This is a genomic window from Phenylobacterium sp. Root700, assembly GCF_001429025.1.
Lineage (GTDB): Bacteria > Pseudomonadota > Alphaproteobacteria > Caulobacterales > Caulobacteraceae > Phenylobacterium.
This window is the reverse complement of sequence record NZ_LMHT01000007.1, coordinates 152,565-170,953: the sequence shown is the minus strand read 5'-3', so window position 1 is coordinate 170,953 and position 18,389 is coordinate 152,565. Positions and strand designations below refer to the sequence as shown.

Annotated in this window: 12 protein-coding genes and 2 pseudogenes; 8 read left to right on the top strand and 6 right to left on the bottom strand. The window is 68.5% G+C overall.

Going from position 1 to position 18,389, the window contains the following annotated elements:
- Window positions 1-200: 200 nt before the first annotated feature.
- Window positions 201-2,768, top strand: a pseudogene (locus ASE02_RS03145) (TonB-dependent receptor); the annotation flags it as partial.
- An 11-nt stretch (window positions 2,769-2,779) separates the two neighbouring features.
- Window positions 2,780-3,604 carry a hypothetical protein gene (locus ASE02_RS03140; protein WP_056731057.1) on the top strand — a complete coding sequence of 275 codons (825 nt, stop codon included), beginning with the start codon at window positions 2,780-2,782 and terminating at the stop codon, window positions 3,602-3,604.
- A 175-nt stretch (window positions 3,605-3,779) separates the two neighbouring features.
- Here the strand turns inward: ASE02_RS03140 and ASE02_RS03135 are convergent, their stop codons facing one another.
- Window positions 3,780-4,343 carry an HNH endonuclease gene (locus ASE02_RS03135; protein WP_156405898.1) on the bottom strand — a complete coding sequence of 188 codons (564 nt, stop codon included), beginning with the start codon at window positions 4,341-4,343 and terminating at the stop codon, window positions 3,780-3,782.
- A gap of 777 nt (window positions 4,344-5,120) precedes the next feature.
- Between ASE02_RS03135 and ASE02_RS03130 the strand changes: the two genes are divergently transcribed.
- Genes ASE02_RS03130 through ASE02_RS03120 form a run of 3 tightly spaced genes read left to right on the top strand, consistent with a single transcriptional unit; the run spans window position 5,121 to window position 7,482 of the window.
- A complete protein-coding gene (locus tag ASE02_RS03130; protein ID WP_056731053.1) occupies window positions 5,121-5,750 on the top strand; it encodes a TetR/AcrR family transcriptional regulator in 630 nt (209 codons plus the stop codon).
- A gap of 9 nt (window positions 5,751-5,759) precedes the next feature.
- A complete protein-coding gene (gene gluQRS, locus ASE02_RS03125) occupies window positions 5,760-6,602 on the top strand; it encodes a tRNA glutamyl-Q(34) synthetase GluQRS (RefSeq protein WP_056731051.1) in 843 nt (280 codons plus the stop codon).
- Window positions 6,595-7,482, top strand: a complete 888-nt coding sequence (locus tag ASE02_RS03120; RefSeq protein ID WP_235536586.1) for a DMT family transporter — start codon at window positions 6,595-6,597, stop codon at window positions 7,480-7,482. Before gluQRS ends, ASE02_RS03120 begins: the two co-directional genes overlap by 8 nt.
- Window position 7,483: 1 nt before the next feature.
- On the opposite strand, the gene ASE02_RS03115 is transcribed toward ASE02_RS03120, so the two are convergent.
- Entirely contained in the window at window positions 7,484-8,899 is a 1,416-nt protein-coding gene (locus ASE02_RS03115; RefSeq protein WP_056731260.1) for a protein adenylyltransferase SelO, read from the bottom strand.
- Between the two features lie 9 nt (window positions 8,900-8,908).
- Here ASE02_RS03115 and nhaA point away from each other — a divergent pair, with 9 nt between their 5' ends.
- On the top strand, window positions 8,909-10,201 hold the full coding sequence (gene nhaA / locus ASE02_RS03110) for a Na+/H+ antiporter NhaA (RefSeq protein WP_235536585.1): 1,293 nt from the start codon (window positions 8,909-8,911) through the stop codon (window positions 10,199-10,201).
- A gap of 76 nt (window positions 10,202-10,277) precedes the next feature.
- Window positions 10,278-11,420, top strand: a complete 1,143-nt coding sequence (locus ASE02_RS03105) for a serine hydrolase domain-containing protein (RefSeq protein ID WP_056731046.1) — start codon at window positions 10,278-10,280, stop codon at window positions 11,418-11,420.
- On the opposite strand, the gene bioD is transcribed toward ASE02_RS03105, so the two are convergent.
- Window positions 11,417-12,079 (bottom strand): dethiobiotin synthase, encoded by a 663-nt coding sequence (bioD, locus tag ASE02_RS03100; RefSeq protein ID WP_056731044.1) that lies wholly within the window; start codon window positions 12,077-12,079, stop codon window positions 11,417-11,419. The genes ASE02_RS03105 and bioD overlap by 4 nt on opposite strands.
- The gene (gene bioF / locus ASE02_RS03095; RefSeq protein ID WP_056731042.1) at window positions 12,076-13,227 is read right to left on the bottom strand and encodes an 8-amino-7-oxononanoate synthase; all 1,152 of its coding nucleotides are present in this window, start codon (window positions 13,225-13,227) and stop codon (window positions 12,076-12,078) included. Before bioF ends, bioD begins: the two co-directional genes overlap by 4 nt.
- Before the next feature lie 78 nt (window positions 13,228-13,305).
- Between bioF and ASE02_RS03090 the strand changes: the two genes are divergently transcribed.
- A complete protein-coding gene (locus tag ASE02_RS03090; protein ID WP_056731040.1) occupies window positions 13,306-14,568 on the top strand; it encodes an adenosylmethionine--8-amino-7-oxononanoate transaminase in 1,263 nt (420 codons plus the stop codon).
- Between the two features lie 2,147 nt (window positions 14,569-16,715).
- Here ASE02_RS03090 and ASE02_RS03080 read toward each other — a convergent pair.
- Both ASE02_RS03080 and ASE02_RS22835 read right to left on the bottom strand, forming a co-directional pair.
- Window positions 16,716-17,651 carry an alpha/beta hydrolase gene (locus tag ASE02_RS03080; protein ID WP_056731036.1) on the bottom strand — a complete coding sequence of 312 codons (936 nt, stop codon included), beginning with the start codon at window positions 17,649-17,651 and terminating at the stop codon, window positions 16,716-16,718.
- A gap of 140 nt (window positions 17,652-17,791) precedes the next feature.
- A pseudogene (locus tag ASE02_RS22835) lies at window positions 17,792-18,389 on the bottom strand (aldehyde dehydrogenase family protein); the annotation flags it as partial.

Sequence of the window (18,389 nt, the reverse complement as noted above, 5' to 3'; positions counted from 1 at the left end):
CTTTACCCCCTCCGTCGCGCTACGCGCGCCACCTCCCCCAGCGGGGGAGGACCGAAACGGCCGCGGACCGCGGTGTTTCGTAATCCCGTCATCTGCCAGTCACCCCATCGTCGTGCGCCTTCCCTAGTGGTCCGCCCATTGTCAGTTCTGGGGGTGTGCACATGTCTTTCGGCCCACGCATATCGGGTTTCGTCGTTCTTCTGCTGGCCGGTACGGCCCTGTCCACGCCTGCGGCCGCCCAGGTCCTCGCCGCGGCGAATGACAGCGCGGTCGACGAGATCGTCGTCACCGGCGCGCGCGAGGCTCAGCGCGCCGCCATCGCCGTCAAGCGCGACACCTTCGTGGTCGCCGATGTCGTGTCGGCCGACGACATCGGCAAGCTGCCCGACCACAACACCGCCGCCGCCCTGCGCCGCATTCCCGGCATCTCGGTGATGGAAGACCAAGGCGAGCCGCGCTTCCCGGTCATCCGGGGCCTGCGCTCGACCTATAACCGCACCACCATCGACGGCGCCCTGGTCGCCTCGGTCGACGAAAGCGGCCGCACCGTGCCGATGGACATCGTGCCTTCGGTGATGGCCGGGCGGCTGGAAGTCATCAAGACGGTCACCCCCGAGCATGACGGCAACGCCATCGGCGGGGTCATCAACGTCACCACCCGCAGCGCCTTCGACCTGGGCCGGCCGTTCTTCAACGGCATGGCTTCCTATGGCGACTACGAGCGCAGCGGCGGCGTGCGCAACGACAAGCCGTCCTATCGCCTCGCCTTCGCCACCGGCATGACCTTCGGCGACCAGGACCAGTGGGGCGTGGTCATCGGCGCCTCGCACGAGCAGCTCGACTACGACATCCCGCAGGTGGAGTCGCAGGACCCCTCGGTGCGCGAATACACCGCCGCCGGCGCGCCTGTGGCCTCCGGTTCGCCGACCGGCAACGGCATCCAGGTCCCGGCCTACAGCCGCCTGTTCTGGTACAACAACACCAAGCAGCGCAGCGGCGTGAACGGCAAGATCGAGTACCGCCCCAGCGACACCTTCCGCTGGGAGGCCTCGGGCCTGTTCGCCCGCATGGAGGATGACGAAGAGCGGATCGAGTATCGCATCGAGCCCATCGGCAACGTGGCCAACCAGACCCCGACCAGCGGTTTCTTCGCCCGCGGCCGCGGCGTCGTTCAGCTGAACCAACCGATAACTAAGCGCGAGATCAGCCTGGCGCGGACCGAGTTCGCCTGGGACTTCGCCCCGCAGTGGACGGCGTCGGGCGACCTCGTCTACTCGCAGGCCGCGCTCGAGGTGCCCAACCACTCGGTGGAGTTCCGCACGGTCGACGCCCAGGCCGGAAATTACGCGTTCAACTACGACACCGCCAACCCGCTGTTCCCGGTCTTCACCCCGGTGAACGACGCGGCCATGCGCAACCCGGCCAACTACATGCTGCAACAGCATCGGGACGCGCTGACCGAGACCAGTGAGAAGACCGGCCAGGTGCGGTTCGACCTGGCCTTCGACGACGGGGCGAATGATGGCGCCCTGAAGGCCAAGTTCGGCGGCCTGCTGCGCACCACCAAGCGCGAGCTCAACTCCAGCCAGACCACCTATCGGGCCGGGCCTGGCTTCGTTTACAGCCTGGCCGAGGTCGACAAGCCCGGTCCCAGCGAGCTGATCGCCGGCCGCTATCTGGTCTCGCCGCGCATCGACGCGGGCCAGGCCATGACCTTCTTCAACGCCAACCGCGGCCGGTTCGTCACCAGCGTCGCGGCCCCCACCGGCGACTACGAAGTCCAGGAAGACATCTACGCCGCCTACGCCCAGGCCAGCTATTCCTGGGGCGACTTCACCCTGCTGGGCGGCCTTCGCTACGAGCGCACCGAGGTGGAATCCGACGCCCTGCGCAACAGCGGCGGCAAGCTGACCCCGGTCAGCAACTCCGGCTCCTACGGCAACTGGCTGCCCAGCCTGCACCTGGAGTGGAAGCCGATGCAGGACCTCGTCGTCCGCGCCGCCTGGACCAACACCATCGGGCGCCCCGACTACGGCTCGCTGGCCGCCACCGAGGGCCTGAACTTCGACGGCAGCCAACCGACCCTGTCGCGCGGCAATCCAGGCCTGAAGGCCCGCGAAAGCCGGGGGCTCGACCTGTCGGTCGAGTACTATCCGCGCGACGGCATGGTCTCGCTGGCGGTGTTCTCCAAGGACATCGAAAACGAGATCTTCACCCTGTCCTCGACGGAGACCCTAGATGTCGGCCGCGGCCCGGAGAGCGTGTTGGTCTCGACCCCGCGCAACGCGCAGTCGGCCAAGATCCGCGGCGTGGAATTCGCGGTGCAGCAGGCCTTCACCTTCCTGCCCGAGCCCTTCGACGGGTTCGGCTTCAACGGAAACATCACCTGGCTGGACACCGAGTTCACCTTCCTGACCTCGGCCGGCCCGCGGGTCACCGGCCTGTTCCAACAGCCGGAGATCACCACCAACGAGTCGATCTACTATCAGCGCGGCCCGTTCGAGGCCCGGGTCTCGCACAACTACATCGGCGGCCAGCTGGAGACGATCAACGACGCCAACCCGAACTCCGACCAGTATTGGAAGGGCCGGCACCTGTTCGACGCCAGCGTCTCGTGGCGCTTCACCGACAACCTGACGGTCTTCGTCGAGGGCCAGAATCTCTCGAACACCGGCCGCCAGGAAGTCACCGGCCCAGGCCGCCGCTACCTGCAGGAGTGGGCCAACTACGGCCGCACCTATTGGGTCGGCGCGGCGTTGAACTTCTAAGGACGACGGCGATGATCAGATATCTGGTTCTGGCCGGGGCGCTGGTCGCCTCGGCCGCCTCGGCCCAGGAGGCCGCCGCCCCGTCGGGTTCAGCCCCGTCGCGCTCGGCCGAAGTCCTGCGCCGCTACTCGGCCCCCGAGGCGCGGCAGGGCGTGGCGGTCGATCGCGACCACGTCTACGCCGTGGCCAACTCCACCATCGCCAAATACGACAAGAAGACCGGAATGAAGGTGGCGGAGTGGAAGGGCGATCCGGCCCGCTATCCGCACATCAATTCCTGCGCGGTGATCAGCAGGGAGCTGGTCTGCGCCAGCTCCAACTTCCCGGCGGTTCCGCAAACCAGTTCGGTGGAGTTCTTCGATCCGGCGACCATGACCCACCTGCGCACCGTGGCGCTCGGCCTCGGGACCGGCTCGATCACCTGGATCGACCGCAAGGACGGCGCCTGGTGGGCGGCCTTCGCCAACTATGACGGCAAGGGCGGCGAGGCCCCGCGCGATCACCGCCACACGGCCCTGGTGCGGTTCGACGACCAGTGGCGCAAGACGCAGAGCTGGAGCTTCCCGCAATCGATCCTCGACCGCTTCAAGCCGATGAGCTCATCGGGCGGCGGCTGGGGTCCTGACGGGCGGCTCTACATCACCGGCCACGATCACCCCGAGCTCTACATCCTGGCCCTGCCCAAGGGCGGATCGGTGCTCGACCACGTCGGGACGATCAGCGTGCCCGTCGAAGGCCAGGCCATCGACTGGGATGAGAGCCAGCCCGGCGTGCTCTACGGCATCAGCCGCCCTAACCGCGAGATGCTGGCCATGCGGGTCCTGCCGGCGAAGTAGGCCCCTCGTCATCCTAGGCCTTGTGCCTAGGCCCCCTTTCACCGTCGCACAGAACATTAAACGGTGGCGCAGCCGATGCGCCTCACCCTGCATCGCCTCGCCACCGATAGAGGGGTCCTAGGCACAAGGCCTAGGATGACGAGGACGATGAACGTCGGGCGCTGCTAGCTCCCCCCTAAGCCTCCAGCTCGATGTCCCAGTAGAGGTAGTCGAGCCAGCTCTTGTGCAGGTGGTGCGGCGGGAACCTGCGGCCGCGATCCTGGAGCTCATGGGACGTCGGCCGGCGCGGCTTCTGGAACGGGTGCATATGCGCCTCGGCCGGCGTGCGCCCGCCCTTCATCAGATTGCAGCGCGCGCAGGCGGTGACGATGTTTTCCCAGGTCGTGCGCCCACCCCGCGAGCGCGGCACCACGTGGTCGAACGTCAGGTCGTCGCTCACCGTGCAGTACTGGCAGGCGAAGGAATCGCGCAGGAACAGGTTGAAGCGGGTGAAGGCCGGCGGCCGGTCCTGGGGGACGTAATGCTTCAGCGAGACGACGCTGGGGAGCCGCATGGCGAATGAGGGAGAGCGTACCTCCTGGTCATAGGTCGAGACCACGTCGACACGATCCAGGAACACCGCCTTGATCACCTCCTGCCACGGCCAGAGGGACAGCGGATAATAGCTGAGGGGACGGAAGTCCGCATTCAGCACGAGACAAGGCCAACCTGACGGCGGGTGGCTAAGCACCTGCATGATCGGGCCTCCCAGGGAGCACACCTGCTCCTATGGTGTACGCGTAGAGACTGAAGACAGGCCCCTTTTCGCGATCCGAGCTTCCCGGCGAATCGCCCGTTTGGGAGACTCCCGTGACGTGAGAATTATAGGCCAGAAATTAAGACAGCTCCATGACCTGGAGCGCAATGGCCCCGTCCGGGAAAGATCGCCCGGACAGGGCGCCGATCGCCGACATTCAGACGCCCACGACCGCGGTCGCGCCGGCGAGGCTCAGGCTGATCAGGACGAAGACCACCGCGACGGAGTTGTCGAAGAAGCGGCCGAGATTGGTGAGAGCAGACATTGTTTCATTCCTTGTCTTGGTTCTAAGCCCCGGCCTCCGCCGAGCCCCTGTCCGATCTGGACAATGCTTAGATAGGCCCGCATCTAAACAATGTACAGATACATTTTACGATGTAAGCTATGCGAAATTGCATAGGCCGCGCGGCGCAACAAAAAGGGGGCCGAAACGGCCCCCTTTCCAAACTCGGTAATAACGACCTGGTCGGCTGTTACGCGCCGACTGAGACCGTGGCCACGGCCAGCCCAATGCTGAGCACGATCAGGGCCACCGGGACGAACCGGTCGATAAGCCGTTCGAAATGGGTCAAACGAGCGAGAGACATGACACACACCTTTCAGTTTGAACCCCCGGGGGAGCGGGGGCGTTTGTTATTTGAACAATGCTAAGATAGCAGCGATCTAAACGTCGTCAAGATGATCTTTACGCCGTCCAGATTCAGATTTAGAGTGCCCGCCATGAGAGAAGCTGCAGCCGCCGACAACAGGCCCTATCACCATGGCGATCTTCGCCGCGCCCTGATCGATGCGGCTCGCCGGCTGCTAGAGAACGAGGGGCCGACCGCTCTTTCGCTGCGCGCGGTGGCGCGAGAGGCCGGGGTCAGCCCGGCCGCGCCCTACCACCACTTCAAGGACAAGGGCGAGTTGCTGGACGCCGTGGCCCACGAGGGCTGGGACCTGCTGAACGAACTGATGACCGAGGCCCGCGCCAAGCAGACCTCGGTGCGCGACAAGCTGACGGCGCTGGGCGTGGCCTATGTGAAGTTCGCCCGCGACAACCCGGCGCTCTATCGCGTGATGTACGACTGCTCGCGCGACAAGGAAAACCTGCCCGAGCACCTGCACGCCGACAACGACAGCGCCTATTGCCAGGTTCGCGACACCCTGGTCGAGGCCGGCGCCTCGCCGCTCGACGAGACCGAGCTGGAACTGGCCACCACCGCGGCCTGGTGCGCCGCGCACGGCCTGGCCGAAATGGTCGCCTTCAAGCAGTTCGACCACCTGAAGATCACCATGGGCGGCGAAGAAGCGTTCCTGCGGGGCGTTTTTGAGCACATGGGCATTTTCGCGTCGCATCAGCAGGACTAAAGCTGACGGGTGTTCATCACCCGTTTCGCCCCCTCGCCGACCGGATACCTGCACCGCGGCCACGCCTTCTCGGCCTTGACCGCGCACGAGGCCGCACGCGCGGCCGGCGGACGGTTCGTCCTACGGATCGAGGACATCGACGCCACCCGATCGCGTCCCGAATTCGAGACCGCCATCTATGAGGACCTGGGCTGGCTGGGCCTGGCCTGGGACGTACCGGTACGGCGGCAGTCCGAACACCTGGACGACTATCACGCCTCGCTCGCGGCGCTGGCGACGTCCGGCCTGATCTATCGCTGCTTCCGAACCCGCAAGGATATCGCCGAAGACATCGGCCGCGCGCCGCACGGCGCCATGGACGCCTGGCGCGGCGCGGCGTTGCCCGCCGAGGAAGAGGCCCAACGCCTCGCGGCGGGCGAACCCTACGCCTGGCGACTGTCGCTGGACGCCGCGGAGACCGCGCTCGGCGGCCGCCCCCTCACCTTCCGCGAAGAAGGCCACGGCCCGAACGGCGAACATGGCTTGATCACCGCCGACCCAGCCCTGGGCGGCGACGTGGTGCTGGCCCGCAAGGATGTCGGCGTCGCCTATCACCTGGCCGTGGTGGTCGACGACGCTCTGCAAGGCGTCACCCATGTGATCCGAGGACAGGACCTGTTCGAGGCCACCCATGTCCAGCGGTTGCTGCAGGCCCTGCTCGACCTGCCGACCCCCATCTATCGCCACCACCGCCTGCTCACCGGCGCCGACGGCAAGCGCTTCGCCAAGCGCGACAAGGCCCAGACCCTGCGGGACCTGCGTGCGCACGGTGTGACGCCGGAGGCCCTGCGGCGGGAGATGGGCTTTGACTGAGGCGACCTCGGTGCGAGACGACGGCCGGCTCAAGGCTCTCGCCGTGCTGGTGACGGGCGCGGCGGTGATCGGGTTCGCGCCGATCCTGGTGCGGCTGGCCGACGCCGGCCCGGCCGCGGTCGGCTTCTGGCGCGTGACCCTTGCCCTGCCGCTGCTGGCGCTCATGGCGCAACGGACCGACGGCGGGGTCGGCAAGGCGAACGGCTTTGCGCTGCTGGCGGGGCTGGCCTTCGCCGGCGACCTGGGCTTCTGGCACTACGCCCTGGCCTTCACCTCGGTCGCCAACGCCACGGTCCTGACCAACCTGACCCCGGTGGTGGTGACGGCGGTGGCCTGGATCTTCCTGAAGCAGCGTCCGGCCAACCTGTTCATCGGGGCCGTCGCCCTGGCTGTGGCCGGCGCCTGGCTGATGGCCATCGGTCGCGGCGCCAACGCCCCCGGGTCAAACCCGCCGCTGGGCGATGCGCTCTCCTTGATGACCGCCGGCTGGTACGCCGCCTACTTCCTCGCCATCAGCGCCGGACGCCGCACCGCCAGCGCGACCCGGATCATGTTCTGGTCAGGGGTGGTCAGCGCGCCCCTGCTCCTGCTGGCGGCCGTCGTGCTGGGCGAAGATCTCATGCCCCGCTCCCCGGGCGGCTGGATGGCGGTCGCCGGGTTGGCGCTCATGCACGTGACCGGGCAAGGCGCCATCGCCTGGGCGCTCGGCCGCCTGCCGGCCGCCACCACCTCGGTCGTGGTTCTGGTCCAGCCGGTGGTCGCCGCCCTGCTAGGCTGGGTGCTGTTCTCCGAGGCCCTGGGCCCAGTCCAGGCGCTGGGCGCCGCCGTCGCGCTGGGCGGGGTGGTCCTTGCCCAGACGGCTTCGCGCAAGCCCGCCTAGCCTAGGCCAGGCTGTAGGCGGTTCGGGCCGTCTCGATGGCGGCGAGTTTGGCGTGGAGCGTAGTCCAGTCGTCACGCTCGGCGATGTCGGCCCAGATCGACTCGATCTCTTCGTAGAGCAGCTCCTGGGGCTCGGCGGCGGCGAAATAGGGATCGGCCAGCCGCTCGGGGCGCTCGCGCTCGAAGCCCTTCAGAAGCCCCCGGAACTCGGCGAAGGCTTCGCCGGCGTAGATGTCGCCGCGCAGGCTCGCCAACGCGCGGGCCTCATCACCGGTGAACCAGTCGAAGAAGAACGGCTCCCACCGCAGTCGCTCGCCGCCACTGGCGAGGCCTCGGAACGCCGCGTTCGCCAGGGCGACATCGGCTTCCGCCGACCGACTCGTCAGACCCAAGCGCGCCAACAGGGCCGTCGCCAGTTCGGTGCGATAGGCCGGCCCGAAGCTGTTCAAGGCCTCGATCAAGCCCGCCTGATCAGTGACCAGGGTGAAGGTCCCGGCCAGCTGCTGCAGGTTCCAGAACACCGTCTCCGGCTGACGGCCGAAGCTGTAGAGACCCGAGCTGTCGAAATAGGCGGCGGTGAAGTTGGGGTCGTTGCGCGGCAGGAACCGGTAGGGGCCGTAGTCGAAGCTCTCGCCGGTGATGTTCATGTTGTCGGTGTTCAGCACCCCGTGGACGAACCCCGCGGTCATCCACCGAGCCGTCAGCCGCGCGGCGCGGCCGATAACGGCTTGCAGCAGGGCGGTCGGCCGATCCGCTGCATCGGCAAGCTCCGGATAATAGACCTCGACCACATGATCGACGAGCTGGCCCACCCGCTCGGCGCTCTGGAAAAAGGCGTGCCGCTGGAAGCTGCCGAAACGGACGTGGCTGTGCGACAGGCGCACCAGCACCGCCGACCGGGTCGGGCTGGGCTCGTCGCCGCGGGTCAGCTGCTCGCCAGTCTCGATCAGCGAGAACGAGCGTGAGGTCGGAACGCCCAGCGCCTCCAGCATGGCGGTGGCCAGCAGCTCGCGCACGCCGCCCTTCAGGGTCAGCCGCCCGTCGCCGGCCCGTGACCAGGGCGTCTGGCCTGACCCCTTGGTCCCCAGCTCCAGCAGCCGGCCCGTTCCAGCCTCGCGCATCTGGGCGAAGGTGAAGCCGCGCCCGTCGCCGAGGTCGGGGTTGTAAACGCGGAACTGATGGCCGTGATACCGCTGCGCCAGCGGCTGGGGCAGGTTGCCGGGCAGCGGCTCGAACCGCCCGAAATGCGCGATCCACTCGGCGTCGGTCAGGGTGTCGAGCCCTACGCTCGCCGCGGCCCGGTCGTTGCGAAACCTCAGGGTGGTCATCGGGAAGTCCGCGGCCGCCACCGGATCGGCGAACTCGCCCCCCAACTGCTGGACGCGAGGATCGGGGCGGTAGGCGGGGGAGACGGGCATGGCTTCCAGATGGCGCACACGCCCGCGCGGGGCAAGCCGCGCCGACGCGATCACTTCGACGCCAACAACGTCCGATTGCCGTGCCCGGCCGGTACGGTCATGCTAACCGACAGCATGGCTCGCAAACTTACGCTCGACTTCCTGAAGACCGAAAGCGCCTCAGGCCTGATCCTGACGACGGCGGCGCTGGCCGCGGTGATCCTGGCCAATTCGCCCTGGGCCGAGCACTACTTCGCCTTCATCAAGCACGAGATCCCCGTCCAGATCGGCGCCTTCCACGAGGTGAAGCCGGTCTACAAGTGGATCAAGGACGGGCTGATGGCGATCTTCTTCTTCGTCGTCGGCCTGGAGATCAAACACGAGATCCTGCGGGGCGAGCTCTCCAATCCAAGGCGCCTGGCCCTGCCGGTGCTGGCGGCCCTGGGCGGCATGGTCGCTCCGGCCGGCGTCTATCTGCTGTTCAATACCGGGGCCGGCGGCGCGCCCCAGGGCTGGCCGACGCCGACCGCCACCGACATCGCCTTCGCGCTGGCCGCGCTGGCCATGGTCGCGCCGCGCCTGCCGTCGTCGCTGCGGATCTTCCTGCTGACCCTGGCCATCGCCGACGATCTTGGCGCCGTGGCCCTGATCGCCATCCTGTTCACCGCCGATGTCAACCTCTACGCCCTGGCCGGCGCCGGGGCGGCCATCGGCCTGATGGCCTTGATGTCGAAGTGGAAGACCGCGCCCTACCTGTTCTACGCGGCCTGTTTCGCCCTAGCCTGGGCCTTCTGCCTGAAGAGCGGGGTCAACACCTCGCTGGCCGGGGTGGCCGCGGCCATGACCGTGCCCATCGACCCGCGCAAGCCGGGGCACGAGGGGCCTCTGAAGCACTTCATGGAAAGCCTGCATCCCTATGTGGCGTTCCTGATCCTGCCGCTGTTCGCCTTCGCCGCGGCGGGCTTCTCGTTCCAGGGCCTGTCGTTCTCGACCTTGCTCAGCCCGGTGCCGATCGGCATCGCGCTCGGCCTGTTCGTCGGCAAGCAGATCGGCGTGTTCGGCGTCGCCGCCGTGGTGATCGGCCTGAAGCTGGCCCGGCGCCCGACCGGCGCCAAGTGGCTGGAAATCTACGGCGTCTCGCTGCTCTGCGGGGTCGGCTTCACCATGAGCCTGTTCATCGGCGGCCTGGCCTTCGATCCCAACGACACCCTGGCCCAGACCGAGGTCCGCATGGGCGTGATCGCCGGATCGCTGCTCTCAGCCCTGGTCGGCATGAGCGTCCTGGCCGTGGCCCAGCGCAAACGGGACCGCGCCGCCGACTGACCTCTGCAAAGCCTAGGCGACCCTGCCTCCTCGTCGTAGGTTCGACGCAGAAGACTGAAAACAGGGAGCAGGCGCCATGGCTCGCGACACCGCGGACGGGTTCGCACACGACAGGTTCTCGCCGGTCCGCGAGGCGTTCGACGCCAATCTGGCCAGCGGCGCCGACGTCGGCGCGGCGTTCTGCGCCACGCTTGAAGGCGAGACGGTCGTCGACCTATGGGGCGGGTTCGCCGACGAGGCGCGCACGCGCTCCTGGGAACAGGACACCATCGTCAACGTCTACTCCACGACCAAGACGATGACCGCCCTCACCGCCCTGCTGATCGCCGACCGCGGCGAGCTCGACTTCGACGCCCCGGTGGCGCGCTACTGGCCCGAATTCGCCGCCGCCGGGAAAGAGAACGTCAAGGTCAGCCACCTGATGAGCCATAGCGCCGGGCTCTCGGGCTGGAAGGAACCGATCACCAAGGACGACCTCTACGACTGGGACAAGGCCACCAGCCTGCTCGCCGCCCAGGCGCCCTATTGGGAGCCGGGCACCGCGCCCGGCTATCACGCCATGACCCAGGGCTACCTAGTCGGTGAAGTCGTGCGGCGCATCACCGGCAAGTCGCTGGGCACGGTGTTTCGCGAGGAGATCGCCGGGCCCTTGGGCGCCGACTTCCACATCGGCCTGCCGGCCTCCGAGGACGCCCGGGTCGCCGACCTGATCCCGCCGCCGCCCGGCTCGACCATTTCCGACCGCGCCGAGTCCGAGCTTCAGGCCAACATGTCGAACAACCCCGGCATCGACGTCAGCGAAACCCGCACCCGCGCCTGGCGCGGGGCCGAGATCCCGGCTGCGGGCGGGACCGGCAATGCGCGCTCAGTGGCCGAGATCCACGCCATCCTGGCCAATGGCGGCGTCGCCAAGGGCCGGCGGTTCCTGTCCGAGGCCGGCTGCCGCAAAGCGCTGGAACTGCAGGTCGAGGGCCAGGACCTGATCCTGGGCATGCCCGCCCGCTTTGGCCTCGGCTTCGGGCTCGCGGGCGGCGTCACGCCGCTGCCCAACCCCAACACCATCTTCTGGGGCGGTTATGGCGGGTCGATCGCGATCATCGACATGGATGCCCGCACCAGTTTTGCCTACGTCATGAACAAGATGGCCCCGACCACCACCGGCGACATGCGCGGTTTCGGCCTGGCCATGGCGATGTGGGACGCGCTGGGCGTGATCTAGACGAGCTGAGCCGCCCAGGCCTGATCGTCGCGGGCCGCCGCGATCACCATCAGATCGCCCGCGAAGGCGGCGACGCTGTCCACGGTCTGGCCGAAATCGGGCGCGTCGGGCTCGGCGCTCTGGCTGACCACCACGGCGTGGATCGCCAGGCCGCGCGCGCGCAGGGTCTCGATGGCGGTCAGGGTGTGGCTGATCGCGCCCAGATAGGAGCCGCCGACCAGCACGGTCGGCAAGGCCAGCGCCTGCATCAGGTCGAGCCCGGTAGCGTCCTCGGAAATCGGCGACATCACCCCGCCGACGCCTTCAACCAAGGTGAGGTCGGCGGTGCTGGCCGTCAGGCCCGCGCGGCAGAAGTCGGTGAGTTGCGCCAGGCGCAGGTCATAGCCCTGCAGCCGCGCCGCCATCGGCGGCGACAGCGGCGCGTCGAACCGCAGCGGCGAGATCGCGTCCAGGGTTTCGAGCGTCAGCGGACGGTCCAGCGCCGCCAGCAGCCGGCCCGGATCGCTCTGACCCCAGTCCTGCGGATCAAACCCACTGACCACAGGCTTGAGCGCCTCGACGCTCAGCCCCTTGGCGCGAGCGGCGCGCAGGATCGCGCAGGCGACATAGGTCTTGCCCACATCGGTGTGGGCGCCGGAGACAAACAGAGTCTGTTTCATACGTTCACCAGCGGGCGCACCGCCGCCGCCAGCCGGTCGATCTCCGCGTCAGGATGGCCGGCGGTGAAGGCCAGCCGCAGCCGGGCCGTGCCTTCCGGCACCGTCGGCGGCCGGATCGCGACGGCGAGGAAGCCTTGCGTCTCCAGTTCGCGCGCGGCGGCCAGGGTGCGGTCGGCCTCGCCGATCAGGATCGGCACCACCGCGCTGGTGGCGTCCGGCAGGTTGAGGGCGCGGGTGAAGCGGCGGGCCTTGGCCAGCGGGGCTGCGACCAGTTCCGGATCAGAGGCGATGATGTCGAGCGCCGCCAAGGCCGCGGCGGCGTTCGCCGGCGGCAGGCCGGTCGTGTAGACCAGCGTGCGGGCGCGGGTCTTCAGCAGGTCGATCACCGGCTGGCTGGCGCAGACATAGGCGCCGTAGCCGCCCAGCGCCTTGGAGAAGGTGCCCATGGCCAGGTCGACCTTGGCGCCGGGGAACATCGCCGCCGCGCCGCGCCCCTCGCCCACCACGCCCAGGCCGTGGGCGTCGTCGACCAGCAGCCAGGCGTCATGCGCCTGGGCCAGGGCGCTGATCTTGTCCAGCGGGGCGAGATCGCCGTCCATCGAGAAGACCCCGTCGGTGGCGATCAGGGCGCGGCCGGCCTCGGCGCGATGGGCGCCAAGCTTGGCGGCGAGATCTTCGACGTCGTTGTGGCGGAAAGCGACGATGCGGGCGCCCGACAGCTGCGCGCCCGACCAGATGCAGGCATGGGCCAGATCGTCGATCAGGATCAGGTCGCCCTGCCCCACCACCGTCGGGATGATCCCGGAATTGGCCAGGTAGCCGGAGCCGAACACGCAGGCCGCCTCCGCGCCCTTCAGGGCGGCGAGCCGCGCCTCCAGCTGCGTGAAGATCGGGTGGTCGCCGGTCACCAGGCGCGAGGCCCCGGCCCCGACGCCGTGCGCCTGCACGGCGGCGACGGCGGCGGCCTTCACAGCCGGATGATGGGAGAGGTTCAGGTAGTCGTTGCAGGAGAAGGACAGCAGCCGCCGCCCGTTCCGCTCGACCCAAAGGCCGTCCAGCCGATGGGTCGGAACCAGGGTGCGCTTGAGGCTGCGCGCCTCGAGGCCGGTGAGCTTGGTTTGGGCGAACGCGGTGAGGCTGTCGGTCATGGCCGCGCGGTATGCACGAGGTTGGCCCTGGGTTAAAGCCGCCTTCCCTCCCGCCTGGGAGATGTTGGGAGCGTGCGTATGACGAAGCAGCCGGACTGGATGACCATGGGCGCGGCCCATGTGTGGCGGCCCTATTGCCAGATGAAGACCGCTCCGGCCCCGCTGGCCGTGGCCCGCACGCAGGGCGCGCGGATCATCCTGGAGGACGGCCGTGAACTGGTCGACGGCATCGCATCCTGGTGGACGGCCGTGCATGGCTACAACCACCCGCACATCGCCGCGGCCGTGACCGAGCAGCTCGCACGCGCCCCGCACGTGATGTTCGGCGGACTGGCGCATGAGCCGGCCTATCGCCTGGCCACGCGGCTGGCGGCCCTGCTGCCGGGCGACCTCGACCACGTGTTCTTCGCCGAAAGCGGGTCGGTCTCGGTCGAGATCGCCATGAAGATGGCGCTGCAGTTCTGGATCAACCAGGGCGTGACGGGGAAGAACCGCTTCCTCAGCTTCCGGGGCGGCTATCACGGCGACACCCTGGCCACGATGACGATCTGCGATCCCGAGGAGGGCATGCACAGCCTGTTCGCGGGCGTGATGCCGGCCCAGCATGTGGTCGATCTGCCAGTGGACGCGGCGTCCGAGGCGGCGCTCGATGCAGCCCTGGCGCAGAAGGGCGCCGAGATCGCCGCGATCATCGTCGAGCCCCGGGTCCAGGGCGCCGGCGGCATGCTGTTCCACGGCGACGAAGTGCTGCGCACCCTGCGGCGGCTTGCCGACAAGCACGGCGTGCTGCTGATCTTCGACGAGATCTTCGTCGGCTTCGGCCGCACCGGCGACCTGTTCGCCTGCACGGGCTCGGGCGTGATCCCCGACATCGTGACCCTGTCCAAGGCGCTTACCGGCGGCACCCTGCCGCTGTCGGCCGCCATCGCGCGCAAGCCCATCTTCGAGGCCTTCTGGTCCGACGACGCCGGCGCGGCCCTGATGCATGGCCCGACCTATATGGGCAATCCGCTGGCCTGCGCGGCCGCCAACGCCTCGCTCGACCTCTTCGAGGCCGGGACCTGGAAGGCCGACGTCGCCCGCATCAACAAGGCCCTGGCCGAAGGGCTGGCACCCTGCCGCGCGGCGAAGGGCGTGGTCGATGTCCGCACCCTGGGCGCCATCGGCGTGGTGGAGTTCGATCACCCGGTGGAAACCGGCCCGCTCTGCATGGCCTTCGTCGAGCAGGGCTGCTGGATCCGCCCGATGGGCAAGGTCGTCTATCTCGCCCCGCCTTATGTCACGACCGACGACGAGCTGGCCCGCCTGACCGGCGCGATCCGGACGGTGTTGCTCAGCTAGCAGATGCTCCCCCGCTGGGGGAGCTCCCGGCCTATTGGCCGGGTGAGGGGGACTTTGACCCCTGCAGCAGCCCCCTCCGTCGCGCTGCGTGCGCCACCTCCCCCAGAGGGGAGGATCTAACTGAACCTAGATGCTCCCCCGCTGGGGGAGCTGGCGGCGAAGCCGACGGAGGGGGCGGCGGGCCGCTCGCGCTTGACCGTGTCGAGACTTAGAATAACACTGTTCAATCAATATCCTGCGGAGACGTCAGATGGGATATGGGTTGAAGGCGGTGCTCGCCGCCGGGCTTGGCCTGACGCTCGCCGGTTCCCCGGTTCAGCCTCAAATCTCGCCCGAAATCCTGGCCGCGCTGGACCCTAGCCGCATGGCGGCCTCGCTCTGCACGGACCGTGACGCCGAGGGCTCGCTCGCGCGACGGCTGCTGATCTCGGCGGCCTTCGCGGCGCCGGCCGGCCAGGCGGGGCCGATCCCGCTGTATGACGACCTCACCAGGTCAGCTTTCCCGATCANCCACGCCGGCGCCGTGCGATCCTTCCGCGCGGCCCAGCGCCTGGCCCCCGACTGCGCCATCTGCTGGTGGGGCGAGGCGGTGGCGCTAGGACCGAACATCAACGCCCCGATGGACGAGCGCGACCGCGGCGCGGCCCTGGACGCCATGGACAGGGCCATGGCCCTGCGTGACCGAGCCTCCCCGGTGGAGCGCGCCCTGATCGAGGCCGTGGCCACCCGCTATTCGCGCGACCCCAAGGCTAATCGCGCCGACCTCGACGGAGCCTATGCTGACGCCATGCTGGAGGTCGCCCGGCGCTTCCCCGCCGACGACGATGTGGCCGTTCTGGCGGCTGAGGCGGTGATGGACACCAGCCCCTGGAACTACTGGGAGGCCGACAAGCGCACGCCGGTCGGCCGCAGCGGCGAGGCGGTGCGCCTGGTCGAGACCGTGCTGGCCCGCAATCCCGCCCACGTGCAGGCCGCCCACCTCTTTATCCACCTCATGGAGGCCGCCGATCCGCAGCGCGCCGAGGCCGCCGCCGATCGCCTGGCCAAGCCCCTGACGCCCAGCGCCGCGCACCTCGTCCACATGCCGTCGCACATTTTCTACGGCCGCGGGCGGTACGCCGATTCAGTGCGGGTGAACCTGGCGGCGGCGCGGGCCGACGAAGCCTTCATACGCAGCGCCGGCGACCACAGCCTCGTCCGCTACGGCTACTATCCGCACAACGTCCATTTCATCGTGACCTCGGCGCAGATGGCCGGCGACATGGACACCGCCATCAGTGAGGCGCGGCGCCTCAGGACGATCCTCGACCCCGAGACCTCGGCGGCGATCGGATGGGTACAGGCCATCGACGCGGCCCCCTATCTGGCCATGGCGCAGTTCGCCGAGCCGGGCGCGATCCTGGCCATGCCCGCGCCCGACGCGCGCCTGGCCTACGCCACCGCCATGTGGCGCTACGCACGGGCTGTCGCCTACGCCCAGCTGGATGATCCGAAGGGCTTCGACGGAGAAGTCGCCGCGATACAGGCCGTGGCCAAGTCCGGCGTCCTGGCCGGCATGATCGAGCAGGGCGTGCCGGCCGGCGACCTGCTGGCCCTGGCCGAAAACGTGGCGCGCGGCCATCAGGCCACCGCCGCCAAGCGCTACGACGAAGCGATCGATCATTACCGCAAGGCGATCGAGATCGAGCGGCGCCTCCCCTATCAGGAGCCGCCCTACTGGTACTATCCGGTCAATCAGTCCCTGGGCGCGGCCCTATATCTCGCCGGTCGTCACGAGGAGGCGAGCCAGGCGTTCCGCGCCGCCCTCACCCAGGCGCCCAACAACGGCTGGGTGCTCTATGGCCTGGCTAAGAGCGAGGCCGCGCAAGGGCGCCAGGTCGACGCCGCCGCCGCGAGGCAGGCCTTCGCCAGATCCTGGGCCGGCAAACCGAACTGGCTGCGCATGGAACGGCTCTGATCCGCCGAAGGAGCATCAGCAAGGTGCTGCGCGACTGAACCCAATTGTCATCCCGGTTTGCGGAGCAAGACCGGGACCCATTCACGCGGCGGCGCGAGCACATCCGCCGATCCGCCGCGCGCTCCTTGTATGATCAGGCGCTTATGGGTCCCGGACAGCCGCTGCGCGACTTCCGGGATGACACCAATTGTCAGCCCAGCGCCGCCTTCAGGGTCGCGGCGGTTTCCTTGGCCGCCGCCGTGATCGCCGGCGAGACATCGCCCATCAAGTAGAAGTCGTGCACCAGGTCGGCGTACTCGACGTGGGTCGCCTTCACGCCCGCGGCGTTCAGGCGCGCGGCGTAGTCGCGACCCTCGTCCTTCAGCGGATCATAGCCGGCGGTGACCACCAGGGCTGGAGGGGTTCCGGTCACATCAGCCTTCGCGCCGATATTGGCGCGGGCGGCCTGGGGATGGTCGCCGACCGCCAGGCACTTGTCGAACCAAGCGATCGCCGCCTTGGTCAGGATCGGGCCGTCCAGGTCCTTGCGCGACTGGGTCTCCACGTCGGGCCAGATGCCGGGATAGAGCAGCAGTTGGAAGGCCAGCTTGCGCTTCGGATCGTTCTTCAGGTCGATGGAGACCGAGGCCGCCAGGTTGCCGCCGGCCGAGCAGCCGCCGACCGCGATGCGAGCGGGATCAACGCCGAGCTCGGCGGCGTGGTCGAAGACCCACTTCACCGACGCTAGGGCGTCGTCATGGCCGGCCGGGAACGGGTGTTCCGGCGCCAGTCGGTAGTCGACAGCGAGGACACGGATCCCCGCGAAGCTGGCCAGACGCCGGCAATGGCCGTCATGGCTTTCGAGGTCGCCGATGGCGAAGCCGCCGCCGTGGAAATAGACGAGGCCCGGCGTCACGGCCGGCGCGCCGGCGGGCGTATAGAGCCGAGCGCCAATAGGACCGTCAGCTCCATCGACCTGCAGGTCACGGGCCTCGACGTCCTTGGGCGCGGTCAGGTTCTGGGCGGTCCGCTGCATGCGGTAGCCGGCCCGGATCATCTCAGGCGGGATGGCGTCCAATGGCGGCGCAGGCTGACCAGCCGCCGCTGCGGCCAACTCGTCGACCATCGCCTTGATGTGAGGGTCCATGGGGACTCCTTTCCTGTTCGCTCATCCCGGGCGCCCGCGACTGCGGAGGCCCTTTCAAGGATCGGGCGAGGAGGCCTTAAGCCCCCTCGCCCTTTCGCTTGCCGATCAGTTCGCCCTACGCGGGGCGGATCTTATCGTTGTTATTCAGCAGCTTCCTTCGGCGCGTAGCCGAGGACCGCCTTGACTTCGAGGAACTCGTTGAAGGCGAAATCGCCCCACTCGCGCCCGTTGCCGCTCATCTTGTAGCCGCCGAAGGGAGCCATCAGGTCCCCGCCGCCGCCGTTGATCGACACCTGGCCGGCGCGCAGCTTGGAAGCCACTTCGCGAGCCTTGGCGAGGTCGGCGGACTGGACATAGGCGGCCAGGCCGTACTCGGTGTCGTTGCCGATCTGGATGGCCTGATCGACGCTTTCGTAGCCAAGGATCGACAGCACCGGACCAAAGATCTCTTCCTTGGAGATGGTCATTTCCGGGGTGACGTTGGCGAAGACGGTCGGCTTCACATAGTAGCCGGCGTCCAGGCCTTCCGGACGGCCGACGCCGCCGATGACCAGGGTCGCGCCCTCGTCGATGCCGGCTTGGATCAGCTTCTGGATCTTGTTGAACTGAACCTCGGAGACCACCGGGCCAAGCTGGCTGTTGCCGTTCGGATCACCGACGGTGATCGTCGAGGCGGCTTCACGAGCCACGGTGATGGCTTCGTCCATACGGGCCGCCGGGACCAGCATGCGGGTCGGG